We start from the raw sequence: 26,866 nt of genomic DNA, 5'->3' as shown, positions 1-26,866 counted from the left end.
GAGTTTTTATTATGAGAAAAAGTAAATTAACATTAGGTCTTGTTGCTATTGGTGCTAGCTTATTACTAGCAGCTTGTGGTGGAGATTCTTCCACAAAAGATGCAGATTCACTAGGGAAAATAAATTTAGCATATGTTGAGTGGGATACAGAAGTTGCCTCTACACATGTTGTCGGTCAAGTGTTAGAAGACATTGGCTATGACGTAACTTTAACACCGCTCGATAATGCCATTATGTGGGAAGCTGTTTCAAAAAAAGAAGCTGATGCGATGGTCGCTGGATGGCTACCTGCTACCCATGCTGCACAGCTTGAAAAATACGGAGATAAATTAGTTAACTTAGGCGAAAATTTAACAGGCGCGAAAGTAGGCTTAGTTGTACCAAGTTATATGGATGTCAACTCCATTGCAGATTTAAAAGCGGAGGCTGGTGCAACAATTACAGGAATTGAACCAGGGGCAGGTATTATGAGTGCTACGGAAAATGCGATTAAAACATATCCTAACTTAAAATCATGGACGTTGCTCCCTTCTTCTTCAGGTGCTATGACTGTCGCTCTAGATCAAGCTATTTCTAATAATGAAGAAATTATTGTAACAGGCTGGTCGCCTCACTGGAAATTCGCATCGTACGATTTAAAATATTTAGATGATCCTGAAGGCATTTATGGTGGCGAAGAAACAATTAATACGTTTGTACGTCAAGGGCTAGAAAAAGATAAGCCTGAAGCGTATAAAGTATTAGATGCATTTAATTGGACTGCGGAAGATATCGAAGAAGTTATGCTAGCGATTAACGGTGGTAAAAATCCAAAAGATGCCGCTGCAGATTGGATTAAAGCCAATGCAGATGTAGTAGAAAAATGGACTGCGGATGTGAAATAAAAATTATAAAGCTTGTGAAAATCACTTTGATTTTTCACAAGCTTTTTCGTTTACTTAACAATTTCTTGATGTACCCAGGAATCATCCTGTGCGTACTCGATTTGTGCCTTCTCAAAAATATGCTTCAGCGCAAACAATATGTCCTGGCGCACAGCCATCATTTCTCCACTATCATTCGTTGTCACAAAAAAGCGAATTAAAATGCGATACGCAGTAGGTCTAAAATCATCGATATAAACAAAAATGATGTCCTTCTCAGTTTTAGCGTGCAAATAAATTTGTTCGCGTACATTATCACACGCATCACGCAGCGTCTGTTCATCATTATTCGTTGACACATAGACATAGTGTTCGCATTTGCGCTTTTCCCGCTTCGTTAAATTATAAATCGGACGGTTCACAAAATAAGCATTTGGGACATATACTAAACCTTTATCCCCTGTTTGAATAAGCGTACTACGCAGATTAATATCTTCAATTATACCTTCTATTTTATTGTCCTCCGTGGCCACCCAGTCCCCGATTTGGAAAGGATTATCAAGCGCAACCGCCATCCCGCCAAACACATGACCGAGCGTATCTCGAATTCCAAATGCAATAGCCACACCAGTAAGACCAATTCCGGTTAAAAAGCCATTTAAATTAAAATCCCAAAGCGACGCTATTGTGAAAAGCGCAAAAATCATAACTAGAACTTTTCCAATTCGCAGAAAAAATGGGGCGAGTAAATTATGATCTTGATTTTTACTTAGTAAATCAAAGGATTTTGGATTATCGATATAGTAAGTGAAAACGTCAGCTACCCCTTTAAATATGAAGAAAAGCATCAACGACCAAAATAGGTTTTTAGTAGAAGGATGTACGACAAGCCATACTTCAAATAAATAAGAAACGGATAAAAAAATGACAAATGTCAAGAACGCAAAACGAATAGAGCGGCTAAATTGCTCCAATACTCTTGCTTCAAAAGGTTTATTACGTTTATCAAAAAAAGCGACTAACCTTTTGATAAATACTTTTATAATGAATTGCTGTAACAGCCAACCGACCGCAAGAATAATTAAGGAAATACAAACATCTTGTATCGTTGGCTCTACAGCAGATGGCAGAAGCCAGCGAATGGAATCCAACATATTAAATCGTCCTTTCTATGTATAGCGTTTGAATAATAGCATTAATTATTATAGTATTGCAAACAATTTCGCATACAGTAGCTTTTTAATATAAAGCATTTGCATCCATTTGGATAGGAAGAGTATAGTGGATTTAATTCAGTTTATATAATTTAAACCGATAAAGTACATAATGGAGTGAACTAATCACTTTTTAGGAGGTAATAGGATGTTATCAGAAAAACTACACAAAGCATTAAATGATCAAATGAACTTTGAATTTTATTCAGCACATGCCTACTTAGCAATGGCGGCTTACTGCACAAATGAAGCATACGACGGCTTTGCAAACTTCTTTTTAGTACAAGCTGAAGAAGAGCGATTCCATGCAATGAAGTTTTATACTTTTTTAAGTGATATGGGCTATCGCGCTACAATCGACGGCTTTCCAAACCCTGGAAATGAGTTTTCATCTATATTAGAAGCATTTAAAACAGCGCTAGAGCATGAAAAAGAAGTAACACGCCGCATATACAACTTATCTGATATCGCACTAGATGAGCGCGAGCATGCAACAATGGGATTCCTTAAATGGTTCATCGACGAGCAAGTGGAGGAAGAAGCTACTTTCGATACTTTAATCGCTAAAATTAGCCGCATCGAAAAGGACTCAAACGCTATCTTCATGCTAGATGCAGAGCTTGCAGGGCGTACATTTACTCCTGAGGGTTAAGGATTTGTAGTTTTACAGATGAAAATTTATTGTTATCGGCGACTTTAGCATATTTACCGGCGACTTTCTAAAAATTACAAAGAGCTACTGAATAATTTCAGTAGCTCTTCCCTTTTCAAGCTTCCTCTATATAAGTCAAAATACTATTCTTCACATCTTCTAAATTCGATGAGCCACCAATATCTCGTGTTTTCACACCCGCTTCTAATGTCGATTCAATAGCATCCAACACAAGCTGCCCTGCATCCGTGTAACCTAAGAAATCAAGCATCATTTTGCCTGTCCAAATTTGTCCAATCGGATTTGCTACGCCAAGTCCTGCAATATCTGGTGCAGAACCGTGTACTGGCTCAAACATTGAAGGAAATTCACGTTCAATATTCAAATTAGCTGCTGGTGCAATACCGATACTTCCCATAATGGCGCCACCTAAGTCCGTTAAGATATCCCCAAATAAATTGGATGCTACAATCACATCAAATGCTTCTGGTTTCATGACAAAAAAGGCAGCAAGTGCATCAATATGATTAACAGCAGTAGCAATTTCAGGATAATCTTGTTTCACTTCAGCAAATACTTCATCCCAAAATGGCATGGAATATGTAAGGCCATTTGATTTTGTAGCACTTGTAACATGTCCGCGCGACTTTTTTGCGAGTTCAAATGCATAACGCATCGCACGTTCTGTCGCTTTACGTGTAAAGACCGCATTTTGAATCGCAATTTCATCATCTCCATGGTGCATGCGCCCACCGCTTTCAGAATATTCCCCTTCTGAATTTTCCCGAACAACTGTTATGTCAAAGTTATTTGGATGCTTTAACGGTGACTCAAGTCCTTTTAATAATTTAGCAGGACGCACGTTAATGGATTGCTTCATTTCCCGGCGAATTTTTATGAGTAGCCCCCATAACGAAACGTGATCAGGGACTAAATCTGGCATGCCCACTGCCCCTAAAAAAATGTGATCAAACTGCTTTAAAGTTTCAATACCGTCCTTAGGCATCATTTCACCGTGTTCTAAATAATAATCGCAGCCCCACGGAAAATACGTCCAATCAAATTGGAATGTACCATATTTTTCCGCCACTGCATTAAGTACCTCAATCGCAGCAGGTACAACTTCTTTTCCAATACCATCTCCAGGAATAACAGCAATTTTATATGTATGCATTATCTATACCCCCCTAAAAAATAGCGAGAAAATTCCCGCTATTTTAACTATAACTTACTATTTCGGAAATGGAACAATAATTTCCATTAATTAAGAGGTATCTTCACTTCAATATGACCATCTAAAAATTGTGGATAGTTTGCAATATACAATTTTACTGGGTTTACAAAGCCTTTTTCAAATGTATAGCTTCCGCTCACTTGATAACTTTCCTCGCTGGATTTATTTGTAGAAGTCGATCTCGATACCTCTTCCCCATTAGCATCAATTAAATAGGTGAATAAATCTTTAACGTGGTTCTCTTGGGCTACATTATAAGTCGCACTTATTGTATAATCTGTCCAAATTTCTAACTGGACATCAAGCTCTTTCGGTACAGACAGCACTTTCCTTTTTTCAAAATCTACTTCAATAAAATCCTTCCCTTTTTCAAGTGCTTCAATTTTATCAATAATTAGAGTTAGAGACTTTGGTTCTCGGAAATAATTGCTTTCAATAAACATTGTATAATGATTATCACGTAATGATCCTAAAGCACTTATGCCACTTCTACCTCTACCCCATTCCTCTCCTTTTTCATCGATTAATTTCACCGTATTAAAATCTAAAATACGCATTGAATTTGTTTCAGGTATAGTAAATTCAATTTCAGCTCTTAAAGGAGAAATCGTTACTTGATTAACAATTATTAGCTGTCCATCAACTTCCACTTGTTCATTCAACGTATAATGTTTACTTTTTGCTAATGGTTTTGATAACTTAAATGGTATTGTAAATTCTGTTTGATCTGCGTCATTTAGCTGTATAAACAACTCAAATTCATCACCATTTAAAGTAGCATCCTCTAAAAAAATAAAATCAAAATTTCCTTCTATTACATTTTCATTACTAGGAGAATCCGAATAGGCAATAGATGCAGGTAAAGTTTCCCCTAGTTGTTGTAACTGAATCTCCTCGAAACGAATTGTTGATACATCAAAAGGTGCTTCTAAACGATAAGTAAGCAATAACCCACTTTCATCTGCTACTGCACTTAATATAGTAATAGTTAGATTATTTACATTTTGCGTAATTCCTATTTCCTCTGCATAGTCATTCTGAATAATGTCTTCCATTCCTTTGTCGAACGCAATCATTTCAACGAGTGGTGCAAACCCCGGAATTTTTGCGATCGTTTGTGCAAAGGCTGGAGACAACCGCACGCTTACTGTAAATATGAGTGAAAATAATGCAGCAATCATTACGACTTGAACGACTTTTTTTCTTCGACGTCGCTGTATACGATATTTTTGAACAGCATGCGAATGTGCTTGTTCAAGCTGCTCTTTTGGCACAGCTATTTTCGAAAGCTCTTGCTCTAACTGCTGTAGTTTCTCATCCATTTACATATCCCCCTTTAATAAAATACGAAGCCTCTTCAAAGTCGCATGGAGCCTAGATTTCACAGTACCTTCTGGAATATTTTGACGTAGCGCAATATCTTTATTTTTAAGATCCTGAAAATATTTTAAGTAAATGAGCTCTTGTTCTTCAATTGGAAGCTGCGCAATCACATCACTCATTTCAAATGTGTGGTTATCAACTGTCGCTTGCTCGGTTAAGTTGTCAGACACAACTATATTTCTTTGCTTCTTTTTCATATCTAAGCAAATATTAATCAATACCCTCACAAGCCATGTACCGATATAATCAGGCTCCCTTAATTTATGTAGATTTTTTAAGACACGGTACGTTAGCTCTTGGTAAGCATCTAGTGCATCTTGTTCATTGCGCAAATACGAATAGGCAATTCTATACAAACGTTCTTCATTCTGTTTAAGTAGTTGCAATATTTCCTGTTCATCCATAAAAAGCACCTCCTCATTTATTAGACTGTGTATAACAGGAAATCGTTCAATTAAAATAAAAAAAGTCCGCAGCTGCGAACTTTATTTGGAAAACTTAGCTACTACTAAATGAACAAGCTCAAAATCGGAAAAATCCTCGATAAAATCTGCACGGCGTTCACCTATACTTGTCGACATACTATGCGTATTGCCGTACACAAATGAAGCAATAACCATTTCTTCTTCTGTCATTGTCATTTCCCCAGAAAATTGAGGGCCCCACATAGAAAGTTGAGCACCATTTAATAATTCGCCACTACCTGTAACAGAACCAGATTCAGAAGTAATAATTCCTTTGATGTGCTTATTTTAATGTGTATCATCATTACTAAACATTGTAATTGCTATATATCCTTCACCAGCTGCCACGCCACCAATGCTAAAAACAGGATTTTCAGCACGTTGACCGTAGCGATATTCTTTTGTTTCGTATTTAATAAAAATAGATTCCTCAGTTAATGCACTAATTAATTTATATTCTGGCGATGATGGTTCTACTGGAAAAATAATATTCGCTCGCTCTGAACAACCCGAAATTAACAGTAAAATCAATAAACCTACTAATTTTTTCACTACACCACCTCACTTATATTTTATATCAAATTGGATATTAACACCCATTTTATAGTATAACAGTTCAAATTAACCACCATTATAAACCTACCCTTTACTTAAATATGTATTTAATATTCTAATTAGCAAAAAAGTGATAATAGCAAAAATCACATAGATTCCAGTAAACATTTTTAAATTTATATAAATCAATAAGAGACAAGCTAAGAACAGTTCATCAGTACTTAGCTCGCTTTACAAAACCTTAAAATAGTACCATCTCTCTCTTCTCATATCGCACTAATTCACCTTTTTCATAAGTATAAACATGTTCAACTGGTGATGTTTCATGTAGCGCTATAGGTAAAAATTGTTGCAGCATTTCACTCACTCCGCGGTTCCGAGGGTGCATTAGCCAATCGATTTTTTTCCAGTCTAATATACCTTCAGCCGTTTTTTGTGGTGTTTCATATGTAAAGTTTTGTGCTACTTCTATTAAAAACAAATCCATCCCTGTAGTTTGATGCTCTTCTATCCATGTGACTGCACCTTTGTTTTGCGTGTTTGAAGTAAGAACTTGAATACCCGTTTCTTCCATAATTTCACGGATAGCGCATTGAATAGCCGTCTCCCCATGTTCCGTCTTCCCTCCGACACCATTCCACATACCTAAGTTCGGGGTTTTTTCACGATTTAACATAAGTAGTTCTTCTGAGCGTTTTATAAAACATAGTGTTTGATTGTACATTATACGATTCCCTCCACCTATAAATTTACTATAAATTCGGAAAAAATGTTGATATAATTTTAAAGGGGGTGTAAATAAATGTCATATTTCAAATTTGAAGTAGATGGAGAAAGTAAAAACACATTAACTGAGCGTGAAGAAAAAATTATCCAAAATGCGATTTTAAATTTAGCGGCGATGACCAATGCCTTACTCATAGGCAAAGGCGTTATGCTAAACCCGCCAGATGAAGGGAAACTTGGCATTACTTTTGCTTATCCTGAAGCGATTTCTGCGGAGCAAGAACTGGAAATTCAAGAAGCTCTCATAAAAAAATTAGATACATTTTTCCAAATGAGTGAGCTTACTTTAGCAACTACATTGAAAAACTAAGGTTTCTAACAGTGGTAATATTATTATTGCCACTGTTAGTTAGTGAAGTAGTAACTATATTCATCAGCGCTCCCCCTACCCTTCCTGTAACCTCAATTTCTACATAATTTCACCTCACTCAATTCCTCTACTTCTTGTCCATTAACTTGTAAAACGGATCTCCTAAGGTCATTTGGAAATTTCATCGTCGATTACCGAAAACAAAAATTGTAAAATCTGTTTACCTTTTCAGCAGTCAATCGTTATACATGTAGGAGGGTTGGTATGAATGAACAAATTAGCAAGCAATTACAAGTAAAGCTACTCGCTGTTTATAAAACGTTGTTGAAAATGGGTGCTCGAAAAGAAGATGCGGAAGATATAGTACAAGAAACTGCGATCCAGTTTATTCAATATATCGACGGCATTACTCCTAACGATGCGAGCGCTTGGCTATATAAAGTAGCAATACATAAATACTATGACTCGTTAAAAAAAGAAAAATCTCAGCAAGCCTATTTAATTACGTTTCGCTTAGACGATTTACTTGATTGCGATACACCCGAGAAAATTATGCTGCAGCAAGAGCTACAGCATGACATTGTGAAGCAACTTAGGCGCATGTCTGAAAAAGAAGCGAGGCTACTTATACTGAAATATAGCGCCGATTTGTCTTTAAAGGACATCGCAAAGTTAACGGGCACAACGGATAAAACAGTGAAAACGCAGCTAGCACGTGCAAAAGAGAAATTAAAACAATTATTAAAGGAGGCGCAAAATGGAGGAAAAATCGATTTTTGAACAGGATGAGCAGTTTTCAAGCTTAGTAAAATCTGCAAAACGAAAATCATTAAAACGAACAATTGTCGTTTCAGTAATCGTAACGGCTATCACCCTTTTTCTTTTATGGGCTTTACTCTATATTAGTATCTATTTTATGTATGAAAGAATGGAAGCACAAATTGAAGAGTCCTATGAATCTAACTACTTTTTAGGAGCAAATGTTGAAACACTTGGAACGAGCTATGACCATTTTTTCGTAGCTGGCACAACAACGACATCATTTTATAAGCAAGTCGGACCCCACCTAATTGATTGGAATACATCGAAACACTTTTATACGATTTTAGGAACGAAAACAATAATGCAAACGGGCAATGCATTCGGTGTAAATAATCAAATGTATCAAAATAATCAACAATTAATGTCTTTCCATATTCCGGAAGAAGAAACGAGTAAAAATGATTTAGATTATATTAAAGCGTTACCGGATTATTATAATATTGAAGTGGCCGTATCGTTTAAGGAAGAATTATCTTTGGAAGAAATGTGGGAACACTTCCCTACCGCGCAATGGGCTTGGATCATTCAAAACGGCTTGCGTAACAATATAGCCGAAGAAAAAAAACGCGATGAAGAAATGAAAAAAGAGTCTGGTAATAATTTCCCACCCTTTTTAGAAACAGATTACAGCGAGATTTATGAGTTTAACGCGTATGGGCTCCCTATTATCCGTAATGATTTTATTACTAATAATCCATACGAATCCGCGCAAATTTACAAAGATCAAGCAAATTTCATAAAAGGCTATGAAGCAGAGATTATGCGACAAACTATTGGCGACATTTCTGTTGAAGATTGGAAGGTTGCTGGAGTTGTATTAACAGGGAAACAAGCAGATATTCTACCTTATTTACAGCAAAACGATGTACGCACAGTACGAATCGGCGTTGTCGTACCATACTAAGGGGCGTTATTATGCGAATCATGGTTTCTTTTTTGCTTACCGGGCTAGCTATTTTCGGAACTTTCGGCTTACGATTTAATGAATTCCCAAACAAATTCTTAATTATTGCGGCGCTTGTTTTAGGGCTACATCTTGCAGGGGTGGTGTTGATTCAATTGACACAAAAGCAAGCTGCCACGCAAATTATTAGCTATTTAACACTATTTTTATTAATACTGTTGGTCCCATGTTTTGCCACGTTGATTGAGTTTACAAAACCAATGTCTGTGACAAAATGGACTCGCTATTTGATTACATTTCCAGCCGCATATATTATTCTATTTATTACTGTAGTTGCGTCATATCGGTATTACTTTATAGAAAAAGCATAGGGAATAGACACATTTGCTACGTGTGAATGTGTCTTATTTTTTGTTGAGATAAATACTTTTTCGGATTAGATAAATAATGGCCTAGAAATAATAAATAACTTACGAAATTGGAAAAATAACTTCAAGCATTCGATAAATCCCTTGGAAAAGAAAATAAAAATTCTTCCCTTTCATCCGTTATGTAATGACGTTTGCGCCTTACACTCATAAAAGGGAATAATCGAATAAAAATAACAACCTACTTATTAATTTTTTTATATATTTTTTCTATTAATTCTGAAAATATTTTATTATTTTCTGCTGAATCATCAGAGAAACATTCTTCTTTATCATTAAAATGTATTTCCGTAAAATCATGTTCTACATCATCGACTGTAACAGCGCCTGTAACGCTTGTCGGGATTTCTTCTTCTGCTATTTTTGTACCTTCACTATTGTAATAATTATAAGTTTTAATTCCAGCCGATTCTTTTGATTCCCATCCAAAATCAAGCGGAGAACTTGTTGTGATGATGTTTTGGTCGTCGAAACGGAAATTCAGATTACGGTCTTCTAGCTCTAGTGCTGGCGCTCCCTCTACTTCATAGAAAACATATGCACAGGCTTTAGGTTCTGCTGAAAAATGGTAGTTAACCTGTTTTGCAACATCGTCTGACTCCCTATCGCTGCAACCAAACAAACAAAGTGCTGATAATAAAATAAGTGATTTTTTCATATGTATTTTCTCCATTCTTAGATGTACTATTATTTTACCACGTTTTACTTACTGCTAATAATAAAATTGGGAACAAAGGAATCCTTCTTAATTAATTTTAATATGCTTAAAGAAGTCTGTTGTGAATGGATATTCAGTCATTATGTTGGCGCTAGTTTCTTGTATTGTATCAGAGGCACTTATGTTTATTGGAGGATAAAAAGGACCTACTTTGTTAAGTCGGTCCTTTTTTCTGTGATTATGAATTTAATAGTGATTACTTTTGCGTTTTAGTAAAAAATATTATATGAGATTTCACTGTTTGCACCTCACAAGTAAACCCGAGCAGTATTATCGCTGCTCGGGTTTTTTCACTATAGTTTAAAATATTGCGTAATAGTCCCCTTACAATCCTTAACGACAACTTCAGCAAATGCACCATTAATAAAAGTCAATTGTGGTGGCATATGTCCACAGTCAATATCGTAAATAATGGGTATGTTTAATGCCTGTGCTAACTCGCCATAAACATCCTCAGCCGTATAGCCATCTACTGCCTGATTTGCAGCACTCCTGCCAAACATAATAGCACTACAATTTGTGAACCATCCCGCATATTGCATTTGCACTAAGCTTCTGCGTAATTCCGTCACTGATAGCTCACAATTTTCAAAGTACCAAAGGATTGGCTCATTCTTAATGATTTCCTGCTGAAATTGCGCCACATTTCCATAAGGTGTTCCAATTAAATGCCTTATGACATCAACACACCCACCTAGTAATCGGCCAGATACGTTTTCAGCTTGACCGGATACTGTTTTCCAAATCGTCGGCTCTATTAAATGAAAAACACATGGAGATGGTGTATCATGCTTCCATTGACTTTGAAATTTCTCTGACGATTTCTGAACAATTTGCTCTCCTTTTTTTACGCGAATCAGAATAGTCGCCACGTAAATCAATTAAATTCGTACCATGAGCAGTTGCTATTCCAGTTGTTAATGTTGTAGCTAGAAGCATTGTACTCATATCTGAATAGCCAAGTATCCATTTTTCTCGCATAGCATCGAAATTAACAAACTGCAACATTTCAATTAATAGCTCTCCGCCCCACGGAGGAATAATGCAATCAATTTCATCACTTGCAATCATGTCATTCCATTCTTTAGCGCGGACTTGTGCTGGAGCAGACTTCGCTTTATGTTGCATCCAAGACGATTCACCGATAACTGTTACATACCCTTTCTCTGACATTCTCGTACATGCAGTATTAAGCAGTGGATGGAATACTTCTTCAACGCCTGAAGAAGGTGCAGTTACGCCAATAACCGCTTTCTGTTTTAAATAAGGATAACGGATCAACTTCAACACTCCCTTTACATGTAAAAATATTGTAATTAAGTTATAATAGCACAAATACAAAGTGCTCACTACGGGTATTCAAAATTTCGTGAATATACTTGTATTAGTCATATTAATTACAAGATGCAAACATCATTTTTAGAAGGAGTGATTTTGAAATATGAATAATATTTTGAAGAGATTTGGGTTATTGCTACTATTAAGCGTTATTTTTCTTGCGGGCTGCCAAGAAGATGATAAAAGCAATACCGATAGTGACATTATGAGTTTTGATTCAGATTCATTCACAGTTGAAAACGAAAAGTTTTATCTATACGGTATAACATTAGATGACTCGAAGGCCAAAGTTATCGAACACTTAGGAAGTAATTATGAGGACGTTATGAATCTCGAGTTATCAACATCTGAAGCTACAGATTCAGCAATTCAATATAATAATGGGAGTGTAATAATCTTATTTAATAAAGACGAAGTAGTTAGAGGCATTTATATAGATAATATCCAACAATCTGATTTTGACAAAATATATAATTCTTATGATGGATTTAAATACGAAGAATTTACTAAACAAGAGGATAAATACGATCCAAACAACATAGGTTTTATTTACTCAGAAAAAGCCGATCATTTATTGACAGCTAAATATGATAATAAACGAATTTTGATGGTGCGATTAAAATCTCCTGACCCAAATTTCAATGAATTGTTGGAATATATAAATAATCAGCAAAAACAATAATTCAATTTCAATGAACACCCTATTACTCATTTTGGGGAACAACTAAAATTTTTTATAGTGGCAATGTGACATTATCTAAAAATCCCAAAACAACAACAAAAACCATATTATGGTATAATTTTAATTAGTTTACATCTAATTATGTTCTGCGTTAACGTGTTGGGAATGACCATTCATTCCCCTGCTGACGACTGTCGAAATCGAGTTTTTTTTGGAGGGATGTTCTTATGAAAAAGATAATTGGATTAAGTTTTATTCTATTTTCGGGTATCACGTTATACGGATGTTCCGATATAATAGAAAATTCTTTAGATTCAAGTGATAAAGCTTATTATGAAATTGCTACTCAACAAGAAACTGGAAACGGAAGTATTGAATTATTAACACCAACAATTACAACAAAAGATAATCAATTAGAATTTATAACTGAGGGAATTGATGAAAATAAAATGACCTTTATTTTTATTGCCAATAAAAAAGTATTTGAACAAAAAATAAAAAATGATAAATCCTACAAACTTAACATTAAGGGTATCAAAGATGCTCATTTGACTGACTACAAGCCAAAAGTTCAACTTATACAAACTAAAGATGATACTGAAAATGGAGACATAGTAACCTTTAAACAAGTTAGATATACAGTTAAAAAAGATTAGTTTTATAGTTATTTAATTCCCACCACTTCTATCAATCGCTTGTAACTATGGTTTCACAACATTAGCTTGGGCATAGGGCACTTCAACTTTAAATAAAATTATAAAATGAGGGGGCTATAATTTGGTAGATAAATATTTAGCAAGGTATATAAGCTTTGGTGGAATTGTAGGCTTATTTTTCGGTGGTATGTGGGAAGGAATTAGTGCAATGGTTTTAATTTATATCGCTCAAAAGCTAGAGTATCTTACACGACATTCTAAAGTCAGTTAATGATATAAAGTACATCGGCTTAGAATTAAGAAATTATTAAGAAGATACTTCAATAACTGAAGTATCTTCACATTCCATTCCTCAAATGGGTTCGTCCTTAAAGACTTACATAAATCGGTTTAATATTCTTCATCAATAAAATTGCATTTAATATTTAGGTCATCCATATCATCTTCACTTGCTACCATCGCAAAAATTTTACAGTTACCACAAGTTTTACATTCAAATAAATACCTTACTTGCTCTTGAATTGGATAATCTTCTATTTCAATTTTCATTGTTTGAAAATACCATTGTCCGTTTTCACAAACATCACACTTTAATTGTTTATCCCAAATTTTCACTTCACAAAGTTTAAAAACGATAATCACTCTCCCATGTTAATTATAGATTTAATAAACACGCCATAGAACTTTTTTATCGCTAAATAATATTTAAAATTTACAAAGATACACAACATTTAACTTTTCAAAAAGTGTTCTAGTTATTTCACCAAAGCCTTTCAACTTGTACGAGCTGATTTTCTTCAAAAGTACATTTATAAATATCCGGCATTTTTAGTTGCTGCCAAAAAGCAATGTTATATTTTGTATCATAATAATTCATCATTAATACAAAAATATTGCCATGTGTACCGATGACGATATTTTCATCTTTATGGTCAGAAAGTATTTGTTGAAGTACTTGGACCGCTCTTTTTTGAGCAGTAACATTCGACTCCCCGCCTTCAAAAGAGAAATTGGGATTTTCCCAAACTTTTAATATTGCATCATTGAAATTCTCAACTGGTACAGCACTTAAAATACGCTCTTTTAAATTATCATGTAGAAAAATTTTCTTATTAAAGTGCGTTGCTATTCCTTCTACCGTTTGGATTGCTCGCTTATAAGGACTCGAAAATACGATATCCACTTCCTCAGATTTCATTAATTCTGTCACTCTTTTCGTATCTTGCCAGCCTTGCTCTGATAACGGCCGATTTAATTCATCTGGGGAGTATGTAGAATGCGCATGTCTTATAAAATATACAATCGTCAACAGAACCCACCTCTTTCCAAAGTATCGAAATATCGTTTTTTTACTTGATTCAATCTCTTTTATAAATGATCAGACTTTGTTTTAAAACCACATTTTGTTATGTAACTCACTTAATTCAATATTAGTATTTTTATAAAACGAATCTGGAAATCCTATTTGGTTACTTTCATCTATAATTTTTTTCACTACAGTCTGGCCGCTTTGCTGAATTATATAATTAATAGCGAAATGTGATTGGATATATAATTGTGAAGATTTTTTTCTATACTTTGCCCATTCTCTTCTTGTATTTAAAACAGTAAAATCTATTATTTTCTCTGTCGGGACTATTGGTGATCCCCCCTCCATAGTAATTGCTACATAATCCGCTATCCCCTCATCAAACCATTTAGGAACTGATGATAAACTATTATATTTTATATAACTTGTTAAGTAATAATGGGTATATTCATGCCGTAAATATCTAATGAAATTTCCCTTATTAAATTCAGGAAAAAAATCTTCTGTTAAGGATAATGCAATTGTATTTGATTTAGGATCGAAGAATGCACCGATATTTTCTAGATTTGTGTGTTTTCTTAAATCTTTTATATCCTTAAATATGATTATATTTAATTCAGCTTTTGTTACAGAACCGAGTAAATTATATAATTGGGTATCTAATGTATTTATCTCTTCCAGAAGAAATTCATATAAATCTGTATTTGTTAAATTAAATATTTTAGTATGATCAACAATCGTATACGCATTATTTGCTAAAATCTTCTCTATTGAAGCGGAGTTTTTCAACATGAAAACACTACCAATAAGAAAAGTAATACTAACACTTGCGAGAAAAACTCTTCTGTTAATTTTCATTTGTAAACTCCTTCTAGTAAGTTAATCAATTTAATAATTAACTCTCACACAAATATTTTCGTTCTGCTTGGGGAGACACTCCTTTTTGTGCCTCAAAACCCTTGTGGAAGTATATTGATGAAATTGACTCGAATATAATAATTCGGACAACTAGTTATAGCATAACCCTTTTACTTTTCATAAAAAGACCACCCAAATTTGACACATTATCCCAACAATTATACAGTAAAAAATTGTATTACGAGGAGTATAATAAAAGAAATAGAAAAAACAGATTGTGAGGAGATTTCTATGACTATAAGTAAACGTAAGGAAACTTTGTGGCTGTTATTATTCACGTTAATACTTTCAAGCAATTTTGCCATTTATAATACAACGTTTGGACGCAGCATTCTACCTGCAGAAACTAATGGAGTTGTACTCGGCTCGTTAATTGATTTAATCATTGTTGCACCAATCGTTTTCATAATTGCGAAAAAGAAATATAACATTAAATGGTTGATAGGGCTAAGTGCAATTGGTTGTATACTTGCCCGATTCATAATTCCACAACAACTTTTAGAACCTTATATTGCTTTTACATGGATTGGTATTGCAGTTGAACTATGTATTGTTGGTTTTGAATTAATCCTTATTTTTTCATTTATTCGGTATATGCCAAAAATCATTCAAGCTGTTCGTGTCAGTAATGCACCGCTGCTCTTTGCATTCCCACAAGCTGTCGATACGCATGTACAGAAAAATCCGATTATCCATGTGTTATGTTCAGAGTTATTAATGTTTTACTACGGGCTATTTAGCTGGCGAAAAACGGCACCAAAAGGCTTTACTTTGCATACAAAAACGAGCTATGTGGCATTTCAAATAATGATGATTCACGCAATTGTTATTGAAACTCTTGGTATACATTGGTGGTTGCATAGCAAATATCCAATCGTATCATTAGTTCTACTAGTCCTGAATATTTACTCAGTTCTTTTCTTCATAGCTGATATTCAAGCAGTACGTTTAAACCCAGCAAAAATTCAGAACGGCACGCTTTTCCTATCTATGGGATTAATGAAACGAACTGAAATTCAGCTCGATCAAATTGCTGAAATTATTGTTGACCAAAATGTTTTACAACAAAAGCTATCAAAGCATACAGCACAATTTATAGCGAAGGATTTTGAAACACCGAAACCGAGTATGCTATTAAAAATGAAAACACCGATTACGGTTTTTCATCCATTCGGAATGGAAAAACAATATTCGGAAGTTGCCATTTTAGTCGATGAACCAACAGCCTTTATCCAAGCAATTTCATAAGAACGGAGCTGCTCTTAGTTTAATTCGTTGTAATAGACCGCTAATTCTAGTTTGAATTAGCGGTCTTATTACATCATCGATCTCTTATTCAATTAGATTTTTTATATAATCAGCAGCCGCCTGATTTATACTTCTATATTCAACGTTTTCCCAACTCTCACTAGCACGATTACCAATTATTGCGCCTTCATCGGTAAACCATACTTTCGAATCAATTAATCCAGTCGATTGCTTTGGACTACTCATTTCAATAAATAAATCAGGACGGTTCATATTAATCTCAGTATTTTCAGTAGGAATACTCTGCAAATAAATCATCATTATATTATCTATAATTACTTGATTTTGTGCATCTGTAATAATCTTTTTATAGTCGACTTGCCCACTATTCTCACCGTTTTCAACGCCTATTTTAATTTCCCTCGTTATTGTTTCAGATGTCATTTTGCCGATTAAAAATCCACCCGAAAAAAATAGCAATGCGGTAATAATTATATATAGGATGTTTTTTTTCATATTCTAATCCCTCCTAATATTCGGTGTACAAGGATTGTAAATTGATTTTCAATTAAAGAAGTATTACATATACATGTTTGTGTCCATTTTGTTAAAGATGTATTTTACATATTGCTTTAATTGATGATTAGGCATATATTTATCACGAAAGGACGTGTTCAACATGTTAGATCAACATACAATCAACGTTATTAAATCAACAGTACCAGTTTTAGAAGTACACGGAGTAGCCATTACAAAAACTTTTTATAGTAATTTATTTAGAGATAATCCATCATTATTAAATATTTTTAACCATACAAACCAATCAAAAGGTCGTCAACAAACTGCTTTAGCGAACACAGTTTATGCGGCAGCTAAGCATATCGACAACTTAGAGCCAATCGTACCGGTAGTCGTACAAATTGCACACAAACACGTGAGTCTTGGCGTTTTACCAGAGCATTACCCAATTGTAGGTCAATATTTACTTGGCGCTATTAAAGAAGTTTTAGGTGATGCTGCAACAGACGAAATCATTGATGCATGGGCGAAAGCATATGGAGTAATCGCAGACATCTTCATTTCAGTGGAAGAGGATTTATATAAAGCGGCTGAGCAAAACGGTGGCTGGCGTGCATTTAAGCAATTTAAAGTTGCTCGCAAAGTACAAGAAAGTGCGGATGTAACATCATTCTACTTAACACCAGTAGACGGCTCAAAAGTACCTGCATATAAACCAGGTCAATACGTATCGATCCGTGTAACAGCACCTGGTGAAGAGTATATGTTAAATCGTCAATATACATTATCTCAGCCAAGTAATGCACAGGAATTCCGCATTTCTGTAAAACGTGAAAGCGAGAATAATCCAAAAGGTAAAGTATCAAACTTTTTACACGATGCTAAAGAAGGCACTGTTATTGACGTAAGTGCTCCAGCTGGTGTATTCACATACGAACCAACAAACGCACCTGTATTATTCATTAGTGGTGGTATTGGTGTAACACCGTTAAATGCGATGTTCCAAACAATTGAAAACAAAGAAAACGTGACATTCATTCAATGTGCACGTAACGAAAATGTCCTTGCTTTCCACGAAGCAATCCAAAATAAAATGAACTCACTAAATGGTCCAACTGGTTTACGTAAGCTATTCAGTTCGTTCAAAAAAGACAGCAATCCGCATCACAAAGTGCTATACTCTGACAACAACGAGTATATCAGCTCTAACGTGTTGCGCCCTATCTTAACAACAGATACGCAAGTGTACATTTGCGGACCAATAGCATTTATGGAAGCAGCGATTAACGCTTTACATGAATGCAATATTCCAGACAGCCAAATTCATTTTGAATTCTTCGGCCCTGCAATGCAGTTGAATACTAAGTAAGAATGGACTAGCCCAGCGTAAAGTATGGGCTAGTTTTTTTGGGGGGTTTTTGTCTTTATACAATGGGATTTACCAAACTAAAGCAGCCATTAGCACAATAAAAATAAAATAGCAGTTATTTTACTGTAAAGCCTAGTATTGAAATCAATTGTTTTTCAGGTTCATAATAATCTTTTTGATTATTTAGTTCGTCCAATAGTATAAATGCGCTTAAAATATATTCTCCGCTATTAGCTGCCACAATTTCTCTACTTTCTTGGTTCAATAATTCTTTATTCCAACGAAACTCTTGTTCAATTGTTTCATTTGCACCTAATTGCACGAGAACATAATCATAGAATGATCGTTCTTTTATATTTGGGATATCTTGAGTATTTTGTGGATTTAGTAATTGCCATAACGTTTGATTTTTTCTTTCAACCATTACAGCAGTAATCCCTTCTTCTGTATCTTTCGGGATTGGTACAAAGATTTCCTTTTGGGCATTATTATGATTTGTTAAAATTACTTTCGCAACGACTTCATCATCAGGAGATATGTCTTGTTTATTAATTATTAATTTCAATTCTATTCCTTCCATTTCGTTAGTTGCTCTGTTTTCTGCTGGAGAACAAGCTGACAAGATTAGTGATAATATAAAAATATATAATATTACATACTTTTTCAAATTCATTATTATTATATCCCCCCTCTATATTGGGAATTATACTTTACTTGGTTTAACAAAATATAATCGTATAGCAGACAATAATACAAAAATGCCATTTAAAATGTACAATCCAGTAAAAAAGACCGTTAAGATCCCAGCTCCCCAGCCGCCCTCATCGAAAATTAAGACAAATGATAGTGTCCCAAAGTAAATAAGCGGAGTGAATAAGAGAAAAATAATACCCGCCAAAATCCTTTTTTTAATATTATGTCGAGAAAATTTGAATGTATAAAAGTTGATTATGCCAAAAATAATAATTTCTAAAATAGTGGTTACTAACAAAACAACTGTATCAGACATTTAGCATCACCTTTCACAACATGTTATTTTGTTAATTTTACAATATGCATTTATGATTAAATTTTTTAGTTTAGAACAGGCATCCTTCAGTCGCTATTTACTTACTGTAGTACTTTAGTGATTTATACTACAGAGGAATTGAGACAACCTCAAAAGTGTTCGAGTTATTTTGTAACTAGCTCTCTATCCGACTAAAAAAGTAATAAATATCTTTAAAATTAATAATCAGAAAATAGTATGTAGCTTTCATTATCTTCGCAGTCGTTCAGTAAATAATCAGTTCGACTACCCACTTCTACCGCATTTAACTGTCGACAACTAGTCTTTAGCAAATCTTCTGCCGTGTAAGGATCTTCGGTACTATCGACTGTCAATGCGATTTTATCATCTGCATAAGCGACATCAACATAAATCGGTGCACCTTCAATTGTATGTTCAATAATTCTCACTTGGTCGCGCTTTTCTATTTCTACATTATCGTAAAACGCGTAAAATCGCTCAATATTATCAATGCCATTTGCATTTTTAGTTATAATATCCTCGGCAAATAGCGCATATGTATGATTATTTGTAGTCGACAGTTGTTCCGAACATGCTGCCAATATAAAACTGCACGCCGCTAAAGCCCATAAACGTTTCATCAGAACGCCCCCTTTACTATATAGACGGGCGACTAAGTAAAAAAGTTACAAAAATGGTATAAATCTAATTTGCGTATATTTTCCGTTTCGGCTTGACGCTTTTCCAAGGGCGTTTGATGAATCATAATACATTTGAGCTGTATTTTTACTATATGAAAGGGAAGCAATAGGAAAAGGGGGCGTCCTAAATTTCGGACACCCCCTTCACTACTCAACGATTATTTTGTGTACGTTAATACGGCGTTTTTGTTAAAACGTTTTAAAGCTTGTGTTGCTTCACCTTTAGTAGTGTACTCAAAAATGCGAATATCCTTTTGCTCAAATACAGTAATGACCCACATAATTCATTCTCCTTTATAATCACTTTTGTAATATAACAGTTTCTGAAAACTAAACGACACTCTTTAATTGTCCTATAACAACGCCTTACTAAAATCTATTCTACTCAGTATATATAAAAAAGAAAGCGATTTGTGAAACACTTCACACACTGTTCATATTCAAAACGCTTTCATTGAACAAATTGTGAAAACACATATTTTACTGGTCTAAAACCCAATGCTCTGCATAGTTCAGTTAATCAATAAGCATGTGCAAATCCCCTTTTCCTCTGCTTGGCAATTAAAAAATGTATTTATCCAATTTTGCTTTCCGACTTAACAATGATTTAGCATTCTGTTAATTTATTTGTCAAAGCAATCGCGCTAGCGCACGAGACGCACAAGCCAGTGGTACTGTCTTGTACGACTCGTTTTTGCGCTTCATGCAAGGCGAGATTGATACTAGGTTTTCCTTCTGCATCTATTGATATATAGCATCTCATAAAGTAGTAGCCGTATTTTCGATAGGAAAATTTTTTTATTCGTCGGGCTATGCGTGCGGTACAAACGCGTGGAATGAGACTAATATGCATTATACGGAATGTCACGCCATCCTATTTCTGTAGAGCATTTTTAAATAAAGCATAGTATTAGAGTAGGAACAATAATAAGGGGGTATTTCATTGTATTATTTGAACAATAACCCACATCCACTCCCATCACCACGAGAACTAACCGTTACAGGTAATGGCAAGGTGAATGCAAAAGCAAGTTATGTCCAAGTGCAATTAGAAGTTATTACTAAAGGAGAAGACGTGAGTAAACCGCAGCAGGAAAATGCCATTATTATGAATCGTGTCATACAATCCATTTTAGAACTCAATATTCCAAGAGAAGATATTCAAACAGTTGCGTATAATATAGCTCCGATTTATGAATACATTGAAGGTAAGCAAATATTTAAGGGATATGAAGTTTCGAATGCAATTAATGTAAAAATAAAAGATATTAGTCAAGTTGGAACGGTTATCGATACAGCAGTAGAAAATGGTACGAATCGAGTTTCTGCCATTCAATTTCAAATTGAAAATGCGGATTTATATTATCAACAAGCACTTAGTGTGGCTCTTCAAAATGCACAAATGAAAGCAGCGACAATAGCAAAAACTATGCAATTAAATTTGCATCCTCAACCAATTGAAATTGTAGAAGAAAACGCGGGAGGACCTGTGTTGTACAAATCGGTCGCAATGGCAGAGCAAAATATTTCAACACCAATAGAACAAGGGCAAATGACTATTCATGCTACTGTCCGAGTGAAATATCAATATTAAATAAATTAAATAGAATTCATAATGCCCGCAAAATAGTTAACCTGGACGTACTGTATAAGCATTTCTTTCTTACCCTATACTGTTGGTGAAAAGGAGTGACTACAGGTGAATTCCGATAAACAAAGAAAGATACATGTATTGCTACTGAGCATTGTTACGATTGTTTTCATATGGTCAATAATTAAACCTAAATCATATTTGGATTGGCTCGCAGAAGTAAGTCCAGCCGTTGTTATTATTATAATTATGATTGCAACATATAAAAAATTTAGGTTTACTACTCTCTCTTATATTATTATCGCCTTATTGGCCATCCTCACCTTTATAGGTGGTCATTACACTTACTCTGAGGTCCCTCTTTTTAATTGGATAAAAGATGAATTTGATTTACAAAGAAATAACTATGATCGATTAGGTCATTTCCTAAAAGGCTTAGGGGCTATTGTCGTAAGAGAAATATTATTGAGTTTTACCCCATTGAAAAAAGGCGCTTGGCTATCTAGTATTACGATAAGTATCATGCTAGCCATCGCCGCGCTGTATGAAATTATCGAATGGCTAAGTACGAAAGTTTCGAAAGGTGGGCAAGGATCTAAAGATTTTTTAGGTATGCAAGGAGATATATGGGATGCGCAATGGGACATGTTCTTAGAGTTAGTAGGATCCATTCTGACAATCATTATTTTTACAAAACTGCATGATAAACTGTTACGAAAGAAATCTGATCAAACGAAATAAGGTTACATCGCTAAAACCCGTTTTTGCATAAAATAGTTGCTGGTAGGTTTTTCAGTTTTTTGCTCAAAATACTAAAAAGTCGTTCTTGGGACAGTTTCACTATCACGCCAAGAACGACTTTTCATGTCTTCCAGTTGCTTATATCCGTTATTAACTCTGGTGTTTTTCCAAAAATTCTAACATTAGGCTATATACTTTGATTTCATTTTCTTTCTTAGAGAAACCGTGACCTTCGTCTTCCAATACAAGGTATTCAACGTCGCGTCCTTTTTCTTTTAACTTTGCCACGATTTGATCGGACTCTTCCCTAACGACACGCGGATCTTTTGCACCTTGAATGACTAACATTGGTTTCACCATTGGGGACTCTAGTTCTTCCATTCTTCCCTAACAAAGGCTATTGCACTTTCAATAGTTATGACGTTTTTCTTGAGCCAACTTTCACCCATTTCTCTTACCAACGAGTGAATAAAGCCAATTCTACTAACAATATTCACATAATCCAGTAATACAATAATAACACCATCATTTAACCCTAAATTTTGTAAATCCTTTACCAATTCTATGTCATCCTGAGAAACAACATCATTGCGATTTTTAAGATAATCAATTGGTGTTAAAGAATTAACTTGTTTTATATACCATTCGACGTAACTCATTCCTGTTTTAGTTATAAACTCTTCTTCTTTTTTTGCATTCCATTCCTCAATTGTTATTCCGTGAATTTCTTTAAAACGTTCTTCAGCAGTCGTGCCGTGTATTACTTTTCCATTTATCCCCTTATACCGATTTTTATCTTTACTCAATCCATTTCCCCCCCTTTTCGAACTTATTTCTTATTGAACTAATCTGCCCTGTTAGCTTAAGTACATTGTTTCACAAACTCACATCAAGATTAACATAAAATCCCGTCTTTAATTTAGAAGTGTTATTCAATTAAATTGCCCAATTGCTGAAATAGGCACAATTCATCTTTAAGAATTGCGCCCGTTTGTGGAATATCAAGATAGCGATTTCTGACTTTTGCTTGTTAAACTAAAGCTCCCGTTAGTAGAAGAAATTAGTATGATATCAGAAGAGGAGGAACCAAAGTTTGGCTTGCTCATATGTCTCCCGCATCCTGCCAATTACCTAATAGCTCTTCGAAAAAAAGTCGCGGTGCAGATTGCTGGTCACTTCGTAGCTGGCTTTTTGCCACAGCCATAATATTTAACTTCGGAACAATAAAAATATATTGTCCATAAATTCCATTAGCATAATAATAATCAATCGAGGTGTTAGTATTAGTATTTTCATAAGTCCATAGCTGATATCCATATCCATATATTCCTTCTTTTGTGATTGTAGTTTGTTTATATGGTCTTTTTGCCTGAATGAGCCAGTTGGATGAAATCACCTGATTTGAATTAAATCGCCCTTCGTTTAAAAATAATAATCCAATCTTCACCATATCCTCTAGATTTAATGAAATACTGAAACCACCCTCGTAAATTCCTTGTGGGTCCTTTTGCCAAGTGTATTTATTTATCCCTAATGGACGGAATAGATATTTTTCAGCAAATGAAGCGGTAGACATTCCAGAAACTTTTTGTATTATCGCACTGAGTAAATGAGAGTCTCCTGAATTATACTGAAAAGTTGAACCAGGTTTATGTATAATTGGTTGTCCTAGTATAAATTTAACCCAATTTTTTGATCCTTGGTATTTCCCAACTTTTAACCCCGAAGTCATGGTCAGCAAATGAAATATTGTAATTTCTTTCTTTTGCGGATCGTTAAACTCTAAGTTTTCTGGAAAATAGTTTTGAATTGGTTCGTGAATATTTTTTATTAATCCTTTATCAACCATAATTCCAATTAATATAGAAACAATGCTCTTTGTAATGGAATAAACCTTTGACGGCTTTTCTATAACCTTTTTATTCTTTAAATATTCGAATATCCGTGTATTCCCTTTATAAATGACAAATGCTTCAATTCTAATACTTTTAAGTTTCTTTTCTAACTCATTAAAAGATATTTTACTCATATCTCTAACCCCTTCCAAAAACAATACTAAATATTCTCCTTTTATAACTTATTTCCTGCTTAATTATGCTAACCTGCCCCGATTGCTTAAGGACATTAGTTTACAAAGACTTCTTATATGTAACAAGAAAAGGTGCCAACAAAGAACCAATTATGCAAATAAAAATAGCTATGCCAAGTGTCACAACAACATTGCTAAAAGGGGACAGGAAATAACCGAAAATGAGCATTGGAAGAATAGTTAAAGAGACAAAAATTAATCTACTTGGTACTGTTATCTTATGTGTTGTATCGCATTCGTTACATTTAATCGGTTTATAATTCAGCCAAAAGGATTTATAGATTTCACTCCAACTAAAATGTGCATTGCATTTCTCGCATTTTTGCAAAGCTAATCACCTCCATTATAATTTCTAAATCTTCTAAGGCGTTGATTTATTAACCTGCTGCATTAGTAAAAACACTCCTTATGTCTAGAATTCTATTAAGTTGGCAATAATCCCTTTTATATTACTATTTTAGGGGGAATGGAATTGTTACTGTCAAAAGCATTGTTGGTAACAAACGCACTTTGTATTAATGCTTGGAGAACCTTTATGACTTATTCGAAAGAGAATATCTTGAGAATATGATTATTGATAGCTACCTATTCTTAATAAGGGTATTATTGTATAAATAATGGTAAATAGCGTCTTATAAAAACGTATTGGGGGATTACCTTTGATAAAAAGAAAATTAAATGAAATTCAAAAAATGGTTTCGGGGAGTGGTTTAAAATCTAGCTTTGAAAAAATTCAAATAGACGGTGTATCTATTGACTCCAGAGCTGTAAATGAGGGAAACTTATTTATCCCAATTGTTCGTATCAAAGATGGTCACAATTACGTGAAAGATGCAATTGATAATGGAGCGGCTGCAAGCTTATGGGAGAAAGACTATCCAAATCCCCCAAAAGACATTCCTCTTATCTTTGTTGACAATACACTGCTCGCATTACAGAAATTGGCTACAAATTATCGAAAACAACTTTCTGCAAAAGTAATTGGTGTTACAGGGAGTAATGGAAAAACAACTACTAAAGATATGATTTATTCTATATTAAGCACACGGTTTAAGGTTCACAAAACAAAAGGAAATCTAAATAGCGAATATGGGTTACCTCTAACTCTTTTGGCGGTATCAGAAGATGATGAAGTAGCAGTTTTGGAGATGGGGATGAGCAACAGAGGAGAAATTGAAACATTGTCTATGATAGCTCAACCTGACATTGCAATTATCACGATGATCGGGTCATCCCACATTGCTACACTCGGTTCTAGGGAAGAGATAGCTAATGCCAAACTAGAAATTATAGCTGGAATAAAAGATAATGGATTGCTTATTTTTTATGGTGATGAACCTCTCTTGAAGAAAGTAAATAAGAACGGAGACAAAAAATTAAGATACACCTCATTTGGTATTTCAGAAAAAAACGATATTTATCAAACGAACGTTCAAGTTAATTCGGAAAAAATTCAGTTTAAAATTAATTCTAAGGAGTCACCCACTTATTCACTTAATTTGATTGGTAAACACAATATTAATAATGCTTTAGCCGCTATATCAGTAGCAAAAGAGCTTGAAATAACAGATGAAGAAATCATAATTGGACTAGAAGAACTTGCATTATCAGGTATGAGAATGCAACAAATAAAATCAGACCATGGGTATACAATTATTAATGATGCTTGGAATGCTAGTCCTAACTCTGTTCAAGCAGCTATCGAAACTTTCCACGAACTTTCAGGATATAACAGAAAAATTTTAATACTTAGCGATATGTTGGAACTTGGTGAAAATGAAATTGATTATCATAAAGAAATAGGCAAGTTAATTGTTCAGCATAATATTGATTTCTTGTTTACTTATGGCGAACTAGCTAAGTTCATTTCAATAGAAGCACAAAAAGTGTTTGGAATGGAAAGAGTAATATCATATGTAGATAAGAAATCCTTAATTGATAAAGTTAAGGGTTTTGTGAAACCAAACGACGCTATTTTGGTCAAAGGTTCGAGAGGTATGGCTTTAGAAGATGTTGTTAATGCATTACTCGATGTAACTCAATGATCTTCAAATAAAGCACCCCGTAAATTAAATAAGAAAAGAGAGATGCTTATTCCACAATCGCGTCCGATTGTTGAACATCACAAGATATAAAAAGTGACGACTGCATACATACGTTGTAATGAAATAAACTAAACTAATAAAGTACAAATGACTTTGTGCTTTATTAGTTTAGTTTGACTCTTCAATAGGAGTTGGATAATTACCGAATATAAGGTAAGAATTATTAAGAAAAGAAGGAGAGATACGATGTTCGATCAAGTTGCGTATTTTATTTTCCAAGCCCTGTTAGTTCTAACGGTTGTGGTTGTTGTATTTGGA

The 26,866-nt window shown here is 34.4% G+C and carries 33 protein-coding genes and 2 pseudogenes; 14 read left to right on the top strand and 21 right to left on the bottom strand.

The features are described 5' to 3' along the window. The first annotated feature begins 11 nt into the window (after window positions 1–11). Window positions 12–884 carry a glycine betaine ABC transporter substrate-binding protein gene (locus AAFN87_RS15335; protein ID WP_347791940.1) on the top strand — a complete coding sequence of 291 codons (873 nt, stop codon included), beginning with the start codon at window positions 12–14 and terminating at the stop codon, window positions 882–884. Window positions 885–934: 50 nt separating this feature from the next. Here the strand turns inward: AAFN87_RS15335 and AAFN87_RS15330 are convergent, their stop codons facing one another. Next, window positions 935–2,017, bottom strand: coding sequence for a mechanosensitive ion channel family protein (locus tag AAFN87_RS15330; protein WP_347791939.1), 1,083 nt, complete (start codon window positions 2,015–2,017; stop codon window positions 935–937). Window positions 2,018–2,225: 208 nt separating this feature from the next. Between AAFN87_RS15330 and AAFN87_RS15325 the strand changes: the two genes are divergently transcribed. Then, window positions 2,226–2,729, top strand: a complete 504-nt coding sequence (locus AAFN87_RS15325) for a ferritin (protein ID WP_347791938.1) — start codon at window positions 2,226–2,228, stop codon at window positions 2,727–2,729. A gap of 115 nt (window positions 2,730–2,844) precedes the next feature. Here the strand turns inward: AAFN87_RS15325 and AAFN87_RS15320 are convergent, their stop codons facing one another. The 6 genes from AAFN87_RS15320 to AAFN87_RS15295 all read right to left on the bottom strand — a co-directional run bounded on the left by AAFN87_RS15320 (window position 2,845) and on the right by AAFN87_RS15295 (window position 7,089). Then, entirely contained in the window at window positions 2,845–3,903 is a 1,059-nt protein-coding gene (locus AAFN87_RS15320) for a tartrate dehydrogenase (RefSeq protein ID WP_347791937.1), read from the bottom strand. Between the two features lie 86 nt (window positions 3,904–3,989). Further along, complete coding sequence (locus AAFN87_RS15315; protein ID WP_347791936.1) at window positions 3,990–5,285, bottom strand: DUF4179 domain-containing protein; 1,296 nt, start codon at window positions 5,283–5,285, stop codon at window positions 3,990–3,992. Further along, window positions 5,286–5,750 (bottom strand): sigma-70 family RNA polymerase sigma factor, encoded by a 465-nt coding sequence (locus AAFN87_RS15310; protein WP_347791935.1) that lies wholly within the window; start codon window positions 5,748–5,750, stop codon window positions 5,286–5,288. It abuts the gene before it with no gap. Window positions 5,751–5,831: 81 nt separating this feature from the next. Continuing rightward, a complete protein-coding gene (locus AAFN87_RS15305) occupies window positions 5,832–5,981 on the bottom strand; it encodes a hypothetical protein (RefSeq protein WP_347791934.1) in 150 nt (49 codons plus the stop codon). 117 nt (window positions 5,982–6,098) lie between these two features. Beyond that, on the bottom strand, window positions 6,099–6,362 hold the full coding sequence (locus tag AAFN87_RS15300) for a hypothetical protein (protein ID WP_347791933.1): 264 nt from the start codon (window positions 6,360–6,362) through the stop codon (window positions 6,099–6,101). A gap of 244 nt (window positions 6,363–6,606) precedes the next feature. Further along, window positions 6,607–7,089, bottom strand: a complete 483-nt coding sequence (locus tag AAFN87_RS15295) for an NUDIX hydrolase (RefSeq protein WP_347791932.1) — start codon at window positions 7,087–7,089, stop codon at window positions 6,607–6,609. Between the two features lie 78 nt (window positions 7,090–7,167). On the opposite strand from AAFN87_RS15295, the gene AAFN87_RS15290 reads away from it, so the two are divergent. The 4 genes from AAFN87_RS15290 (at window position 7,168) to AAFN87_RS15275 (ending at window position 9,558) form a co-directional block, all read left to right on the top strand. Next, the gene (locus AAFN87_RS15290) at window positions 7,168–7,461 is read left to right on the top strand and encodes a hypothetical protein (protein ID WP_347791931.1); all 294 of its coding nucleotides are present in this window, start codon (window positions 7,168–7,170) and stop codon (window positions 7,459–7,461) included. 264 nt (window positions 7,462–7,725) lie between these two features. After that, window positions 7,726–8,241 carry an RNA polymerase sigma factor gene (locus tag AAFN87_RS15285; RefSeq protein WP_347791930.1) on the top strand — a complete coding sequence of 172 codons (516 nt, stop codon included), beginning with the start codon at window positions 7,726–7,728 and terminating at the stop codon, window positions 8,239–8,241. Next, the gene (locus tag AAFN87_RS15280) at window positions 8,219–9,187 is read left to right on the top strand and encodes an anti sigma factor C-terminal domain-containing protein (protein ID WP_347791929.1); all 969 of its coding nucleotides are present in this window, start codon (window positions 8,219–8,221) and stop codon (window positions 9,185–9,187) included. The genes AAFN87_RS15285 and AAFN87_RS15280 overlap by 23 nt, the downstream gene beginning before the upstream one ends. Before the next feature lie 11 nt (window positions 9,188–9,198). Then, window positions 9,199–9,558, top strand: a complete 360-nt coding sequence (locus AAFN87_RS15275; protein ID WP_347791928.1) for a hypothetical protein — start codon at window positions 9,199–9,201, stop codon at window positions 9,556–9,558. Between the two features lie 238 nt (window positions 9,559–9,796). Here the strand turns inward: AAFN87_RS15275 and AAFN87_RS15270 are convergent, their stop codons facing one another. Then, the gene (locus tag AAFN87_RS15270; RefSeq protein WP_347791927.1) at window positions 9,797–10,273 is read right to left on the bottom strand and encodes a hypothetical protein; all 477 of its coding nucleotides are present in this window, start codon (window positions 10,271–10,273) and stop codon (window positions 9,797–9,799) included. 353 nt (window positions 10,274–10,626) lie between these two features. Further along, window positions 10,627–11,614 (bottom strand): annotated as a pseudogene (locus AAFN87_RS15265) (S66 family peptidase). A gap of 160 nt (window positions 11,615–11,774) precedes the next feature. Between AAFN87_RS15265 and AAFN87_RS15260 the strand changes: the two are divergent. The 3 genes from AAFN87_RS15260 to AAFN87_RS15250 all read left to right on the top strand — a co-directional run bounded on the left by AAFN87_RS15260 (window position 11,775) and on the right by AAFN87_RS15250 (window position 13,280). Beyond that, on the top strand, window positions 11,775–12,353 hold the full coding sequence (locus AAFN87_RS15260; RefSeq protein ID WP_347791926.1) for a hypothetical protein: 579 nt from the start codon (window positions 11,775–11,777) through the stop codon (window positions 12,351–12,353). Window positions 12,354–12,580: 227 nt separating this feature from the next. Then, entirely contained in the window at window positions 12,581–13,009 is a 429-nt protein-coding gene (locus AAFN87_RS15255) for a hypothetical protein (RefSeq protein ID WP_347791925.1), read from the top strand. A gap of 121 nt (window positions 13,010–13,130) precedes the next feature. Then, window positions 13,131–13,280: a hypothetical protein gene (locus AAFN87_RS15250; RefSeq protein WP_347791924.1), complete on the top strand. Its 150-nt coding sequence runs from the start codon at window positions 13,131–13,133 to the stop codon at window positions 13,278–13,280. Between the two features lie 119 nt (window positions 13,281–13,399). Here the strand turns inward: AAFN87_RS15250 and AAFN87_RS15245 are convergent, their stop codons facing one another. The 3 genes from AAFN87_RS15245 to AAFN87_RS15235 form a co-directional block, all read right to left on the bottom strand. Next, window positions 13,400–13,651 carry a hypothetical protein gene (locus AAFN87_RS15245; protein ID WP_347791923.1) on the bottom strand — a complete coding sequence of 84 codons (252 nt, stop codon included), beginning with the start codon at window positions 13,649–13,651 and terminating at the stop codon, window positions 13,400–13,402. 118 nt (window positions 13,652–13,769) lie between these two features. Then, window positions 13,770–14,318 (bottom strand): histidine phosphatase family protein, encoded by a 549-nt coding sequence (locus AAFN87_RS15240; RefSeq protein WP_347791922.1) that lies wholly within the window; start codon window positions 14,316–14,318, stop codon window positions 13,770–13,772. Window positions 14,319–14,399: 81 nt separating this feature from the next. After that, window positions 14,400–15,176 (bottom strand): collagenase, encoded by a 777-nt coding sequence (locus AAFN87_RS15235; RefSeq protein WP_347791921.1) that lies wholly within the window; start codon window positions 15,174–15,176, stop codon window positions 14,400–14,402. A gap of 291 nt (window positions 15,177–15,467) precedes the next feature. Between AAFN87_RS15235 and AAFN87_RS15230 the strand changes: the two genes are divergently transcribed. Further along, on the top strand, window positions 15,468–16,484 hold the full coding sequence (locus AAFN87_RS15230; protein WP_347791920.1) for a beta-carotene 15,15'-monooxygenase: 1,017 nt from the start codon (window positions 15,468–15,470) through the stop codon (window positions 16,482–16,484). 84 nt (window positions 16,485–16,568) lie between these two features. On the opposite strand, the gene AAFN87_RS15225 is transcribed toward AAFN87_RS15230, so the two are convergent. Continuing rightward, a complete protein-coding gene (locus tag AAFN87_RS15225) occupies window positions 16,569–17,000 on the bottom strand; it encodes a hypothetical protein (protein ID WP_347791919.1) in 432 nt (143 codons plus the stop codon). 163 nt (window positions 17,001–17,163) lie between these two features. Between AAFN87_RS15225 and hmpA the strand changes: the two genes are divergently transcribed. Next, window positions 17,164–18,372, top strand: coding sequence for an NO-inducible flavohemoprotein (gene hmpA, locus AAFN87_RS15220; RefSeq protein WP_347791918.1), 1,209 nt, complete (start codon window positions 17,164–17,166; stop codon window positions 18,370–18,372). 115 nt (window positions 18,373–18,487) lie between these two features. Here the strand turns inward: hmpA and AAFN87_RS15215 are convergent, their stop codons facing one another. The 4 genes from AAFN87_RS15215 to AAFN87_RS15200 form a co-directional block, all read right to left on the bottom strand. Next, a complete protein-coding gene (locus tag AAFN87_RS15215; RefSeq protein WP_347791917.1) occupies window positions 18,488–19,045 on the bottom strand; it encodes a hypothetical protein in 558 nt (185 codons plus the stop codon). 30 nt (window positions 19,046–19,075) lie between these two features. After that, window positions 19,076–19,381 carry a hypothetical protein gene (locus AAFN87_RS15210; RefSeq protein WP_347791916.1) on the bottom strand — a complete coding sequence of 102 codons (306 nt, stop codon included), beginning with the start codon at window positions 19,379–19,381 and terminating at the stop codon, window positions 19,076–19,078. Window positions 19,382–19,599: 218 nt separating this feature from the next. Beyond that, window positions 19,600–20,022: a DUF4362 domain-containing protein gene (locus tag AAFN87_RS15205; protein WP_347791915.1), complete on the bottom strand. Its 423-nt coding sequence runs from the start codon at window positions 20,020–20,022 to the stop codon at window positions 19,600–19,602. 218 nt (window positions 20,023–20,240) lie between these two features. Continuing rightward, window positions 20,241–20,363, bottom strand: a complete 123-nt coding sequence (locus AAFN87_RS15200) for a hypothetical protein (protein WP_347791914.1) — start codon at window positions 20,361–20,363, stop codon at window positions 20,241–20,243. 662 nt (window positions 20,364–21,025) lie between these two features. Between AAFN87_RS15200 and AAFN87_RS15195 the strand changes: the two genes are divergently transcribed. After that, window positions 21,026–21,676 (top strand): SIMPL domain-containing protein, encoded by a 651-nt coding sequence (locus AAFN87_RS15195; protein WP_347791913.1) that lies wholly within the window; start codon window positions 21,026–21,028, stop codon window positions 21,674–21,676. 105 nt (window positions 21,677–21,781) lie between these two features. After that, window positions 21,782–22,414 carry a DUF2238 domain-containing protein gene (locus AAFN87_RS15190; RefSeq protein ID WP_347791912.1) on the top strand — a complete coding sequence of 211 codons (633 nt, stop codon included), beginning with the start codon at window positions 21,782–21,784 and terminating at the stop codon, window positions 22,412–22,414. A gap of 150 nt (window positions 22,415–22,564) precedes the next feature. Here AAFN87_RS15190 and AAFN87_RS15185 read toward each other — a convergent pair. The 4 genes and pseudogenes from AAFN87_RS15185 to AAFN87_RS20070 all read right to left on the bottom strand — a co-directional run. Continuing rightward, window positions 22,565–22,774 (bottom strand): annotated as a pseudogene (locus tag AAFN87_RS15185) (alpha/beta hydrolase family protein); the annotation flags it as partial. Window positions 22,775–22,782: 8 nt separating this feature from the next. Beyond that, window positions 22,783–23,220, bottom strand: coding sequence for a replication initiation and membrane attachment family protein (locus tag AAFN87_RS15180; protein WP_347791911.1), 438 nt, complete (start codon window positions 23,218–23,220; stop codon window positions 22,783–22,785). 296 nt (window positions 23,221–23,516) lie between these two features. Continuing rightward, window positions 23,517–24,443 carry a serine hydrolase domain-containing protein gene (locus AAFN87_RS15175; RefSeq protein ID WP_347791910.1) on the bottom strand — a complete coding sequence of 309 codons (927 nt, stop codon included), beginning with the start codon at window positions 24,441–24,443 and terminating at the stop codon, window positions 23,517–23,519. Window positions 24,444–24,543: 100 nt separating this feature from the next. Continuing rightward, window positions 24,544–24,831, bottom strand: coding sequence for a TIGR04104 family putative zinc finger protein (locus AAFN87_RS20070; RefSeq protein WP_481886483.1), 288 nt, complete (start codon window positions 24,829–24,831; stop codon window positions 24,544–24,546). 331 nt (window positions 24,832–25,162) lie between these two features. On the opposite strand from AAFN87_RS20070, the gene AAFN87_RS15170 reads away from it, so the two are divergent. Then, a complete protein-coding gene (locus AAFN87_RS15170; RefSeq protein WP_347791909.1) occupies window positions 25,163–26,548 on the top strand; it encodes a UDP-N-acetylmuramoyl-tripeptide--D-alanyl-D-alanine ligase in 1,386 nt (461 codons plus the stop codon). Window positions 26,549–26,866 lie beyond the last annotated feature (318 nt).

The organism is Solibacillus sp. CAU 1738, from assembly GCF_039888725.1.
Lineage (GTDB): Bacteria > Bacillota > Bacilli > Bacillales_A > Planococcaceae > Metasolibacillus.
This window is presented reverse-complemented; position numbering and strand designations above follow the sequence as displayed.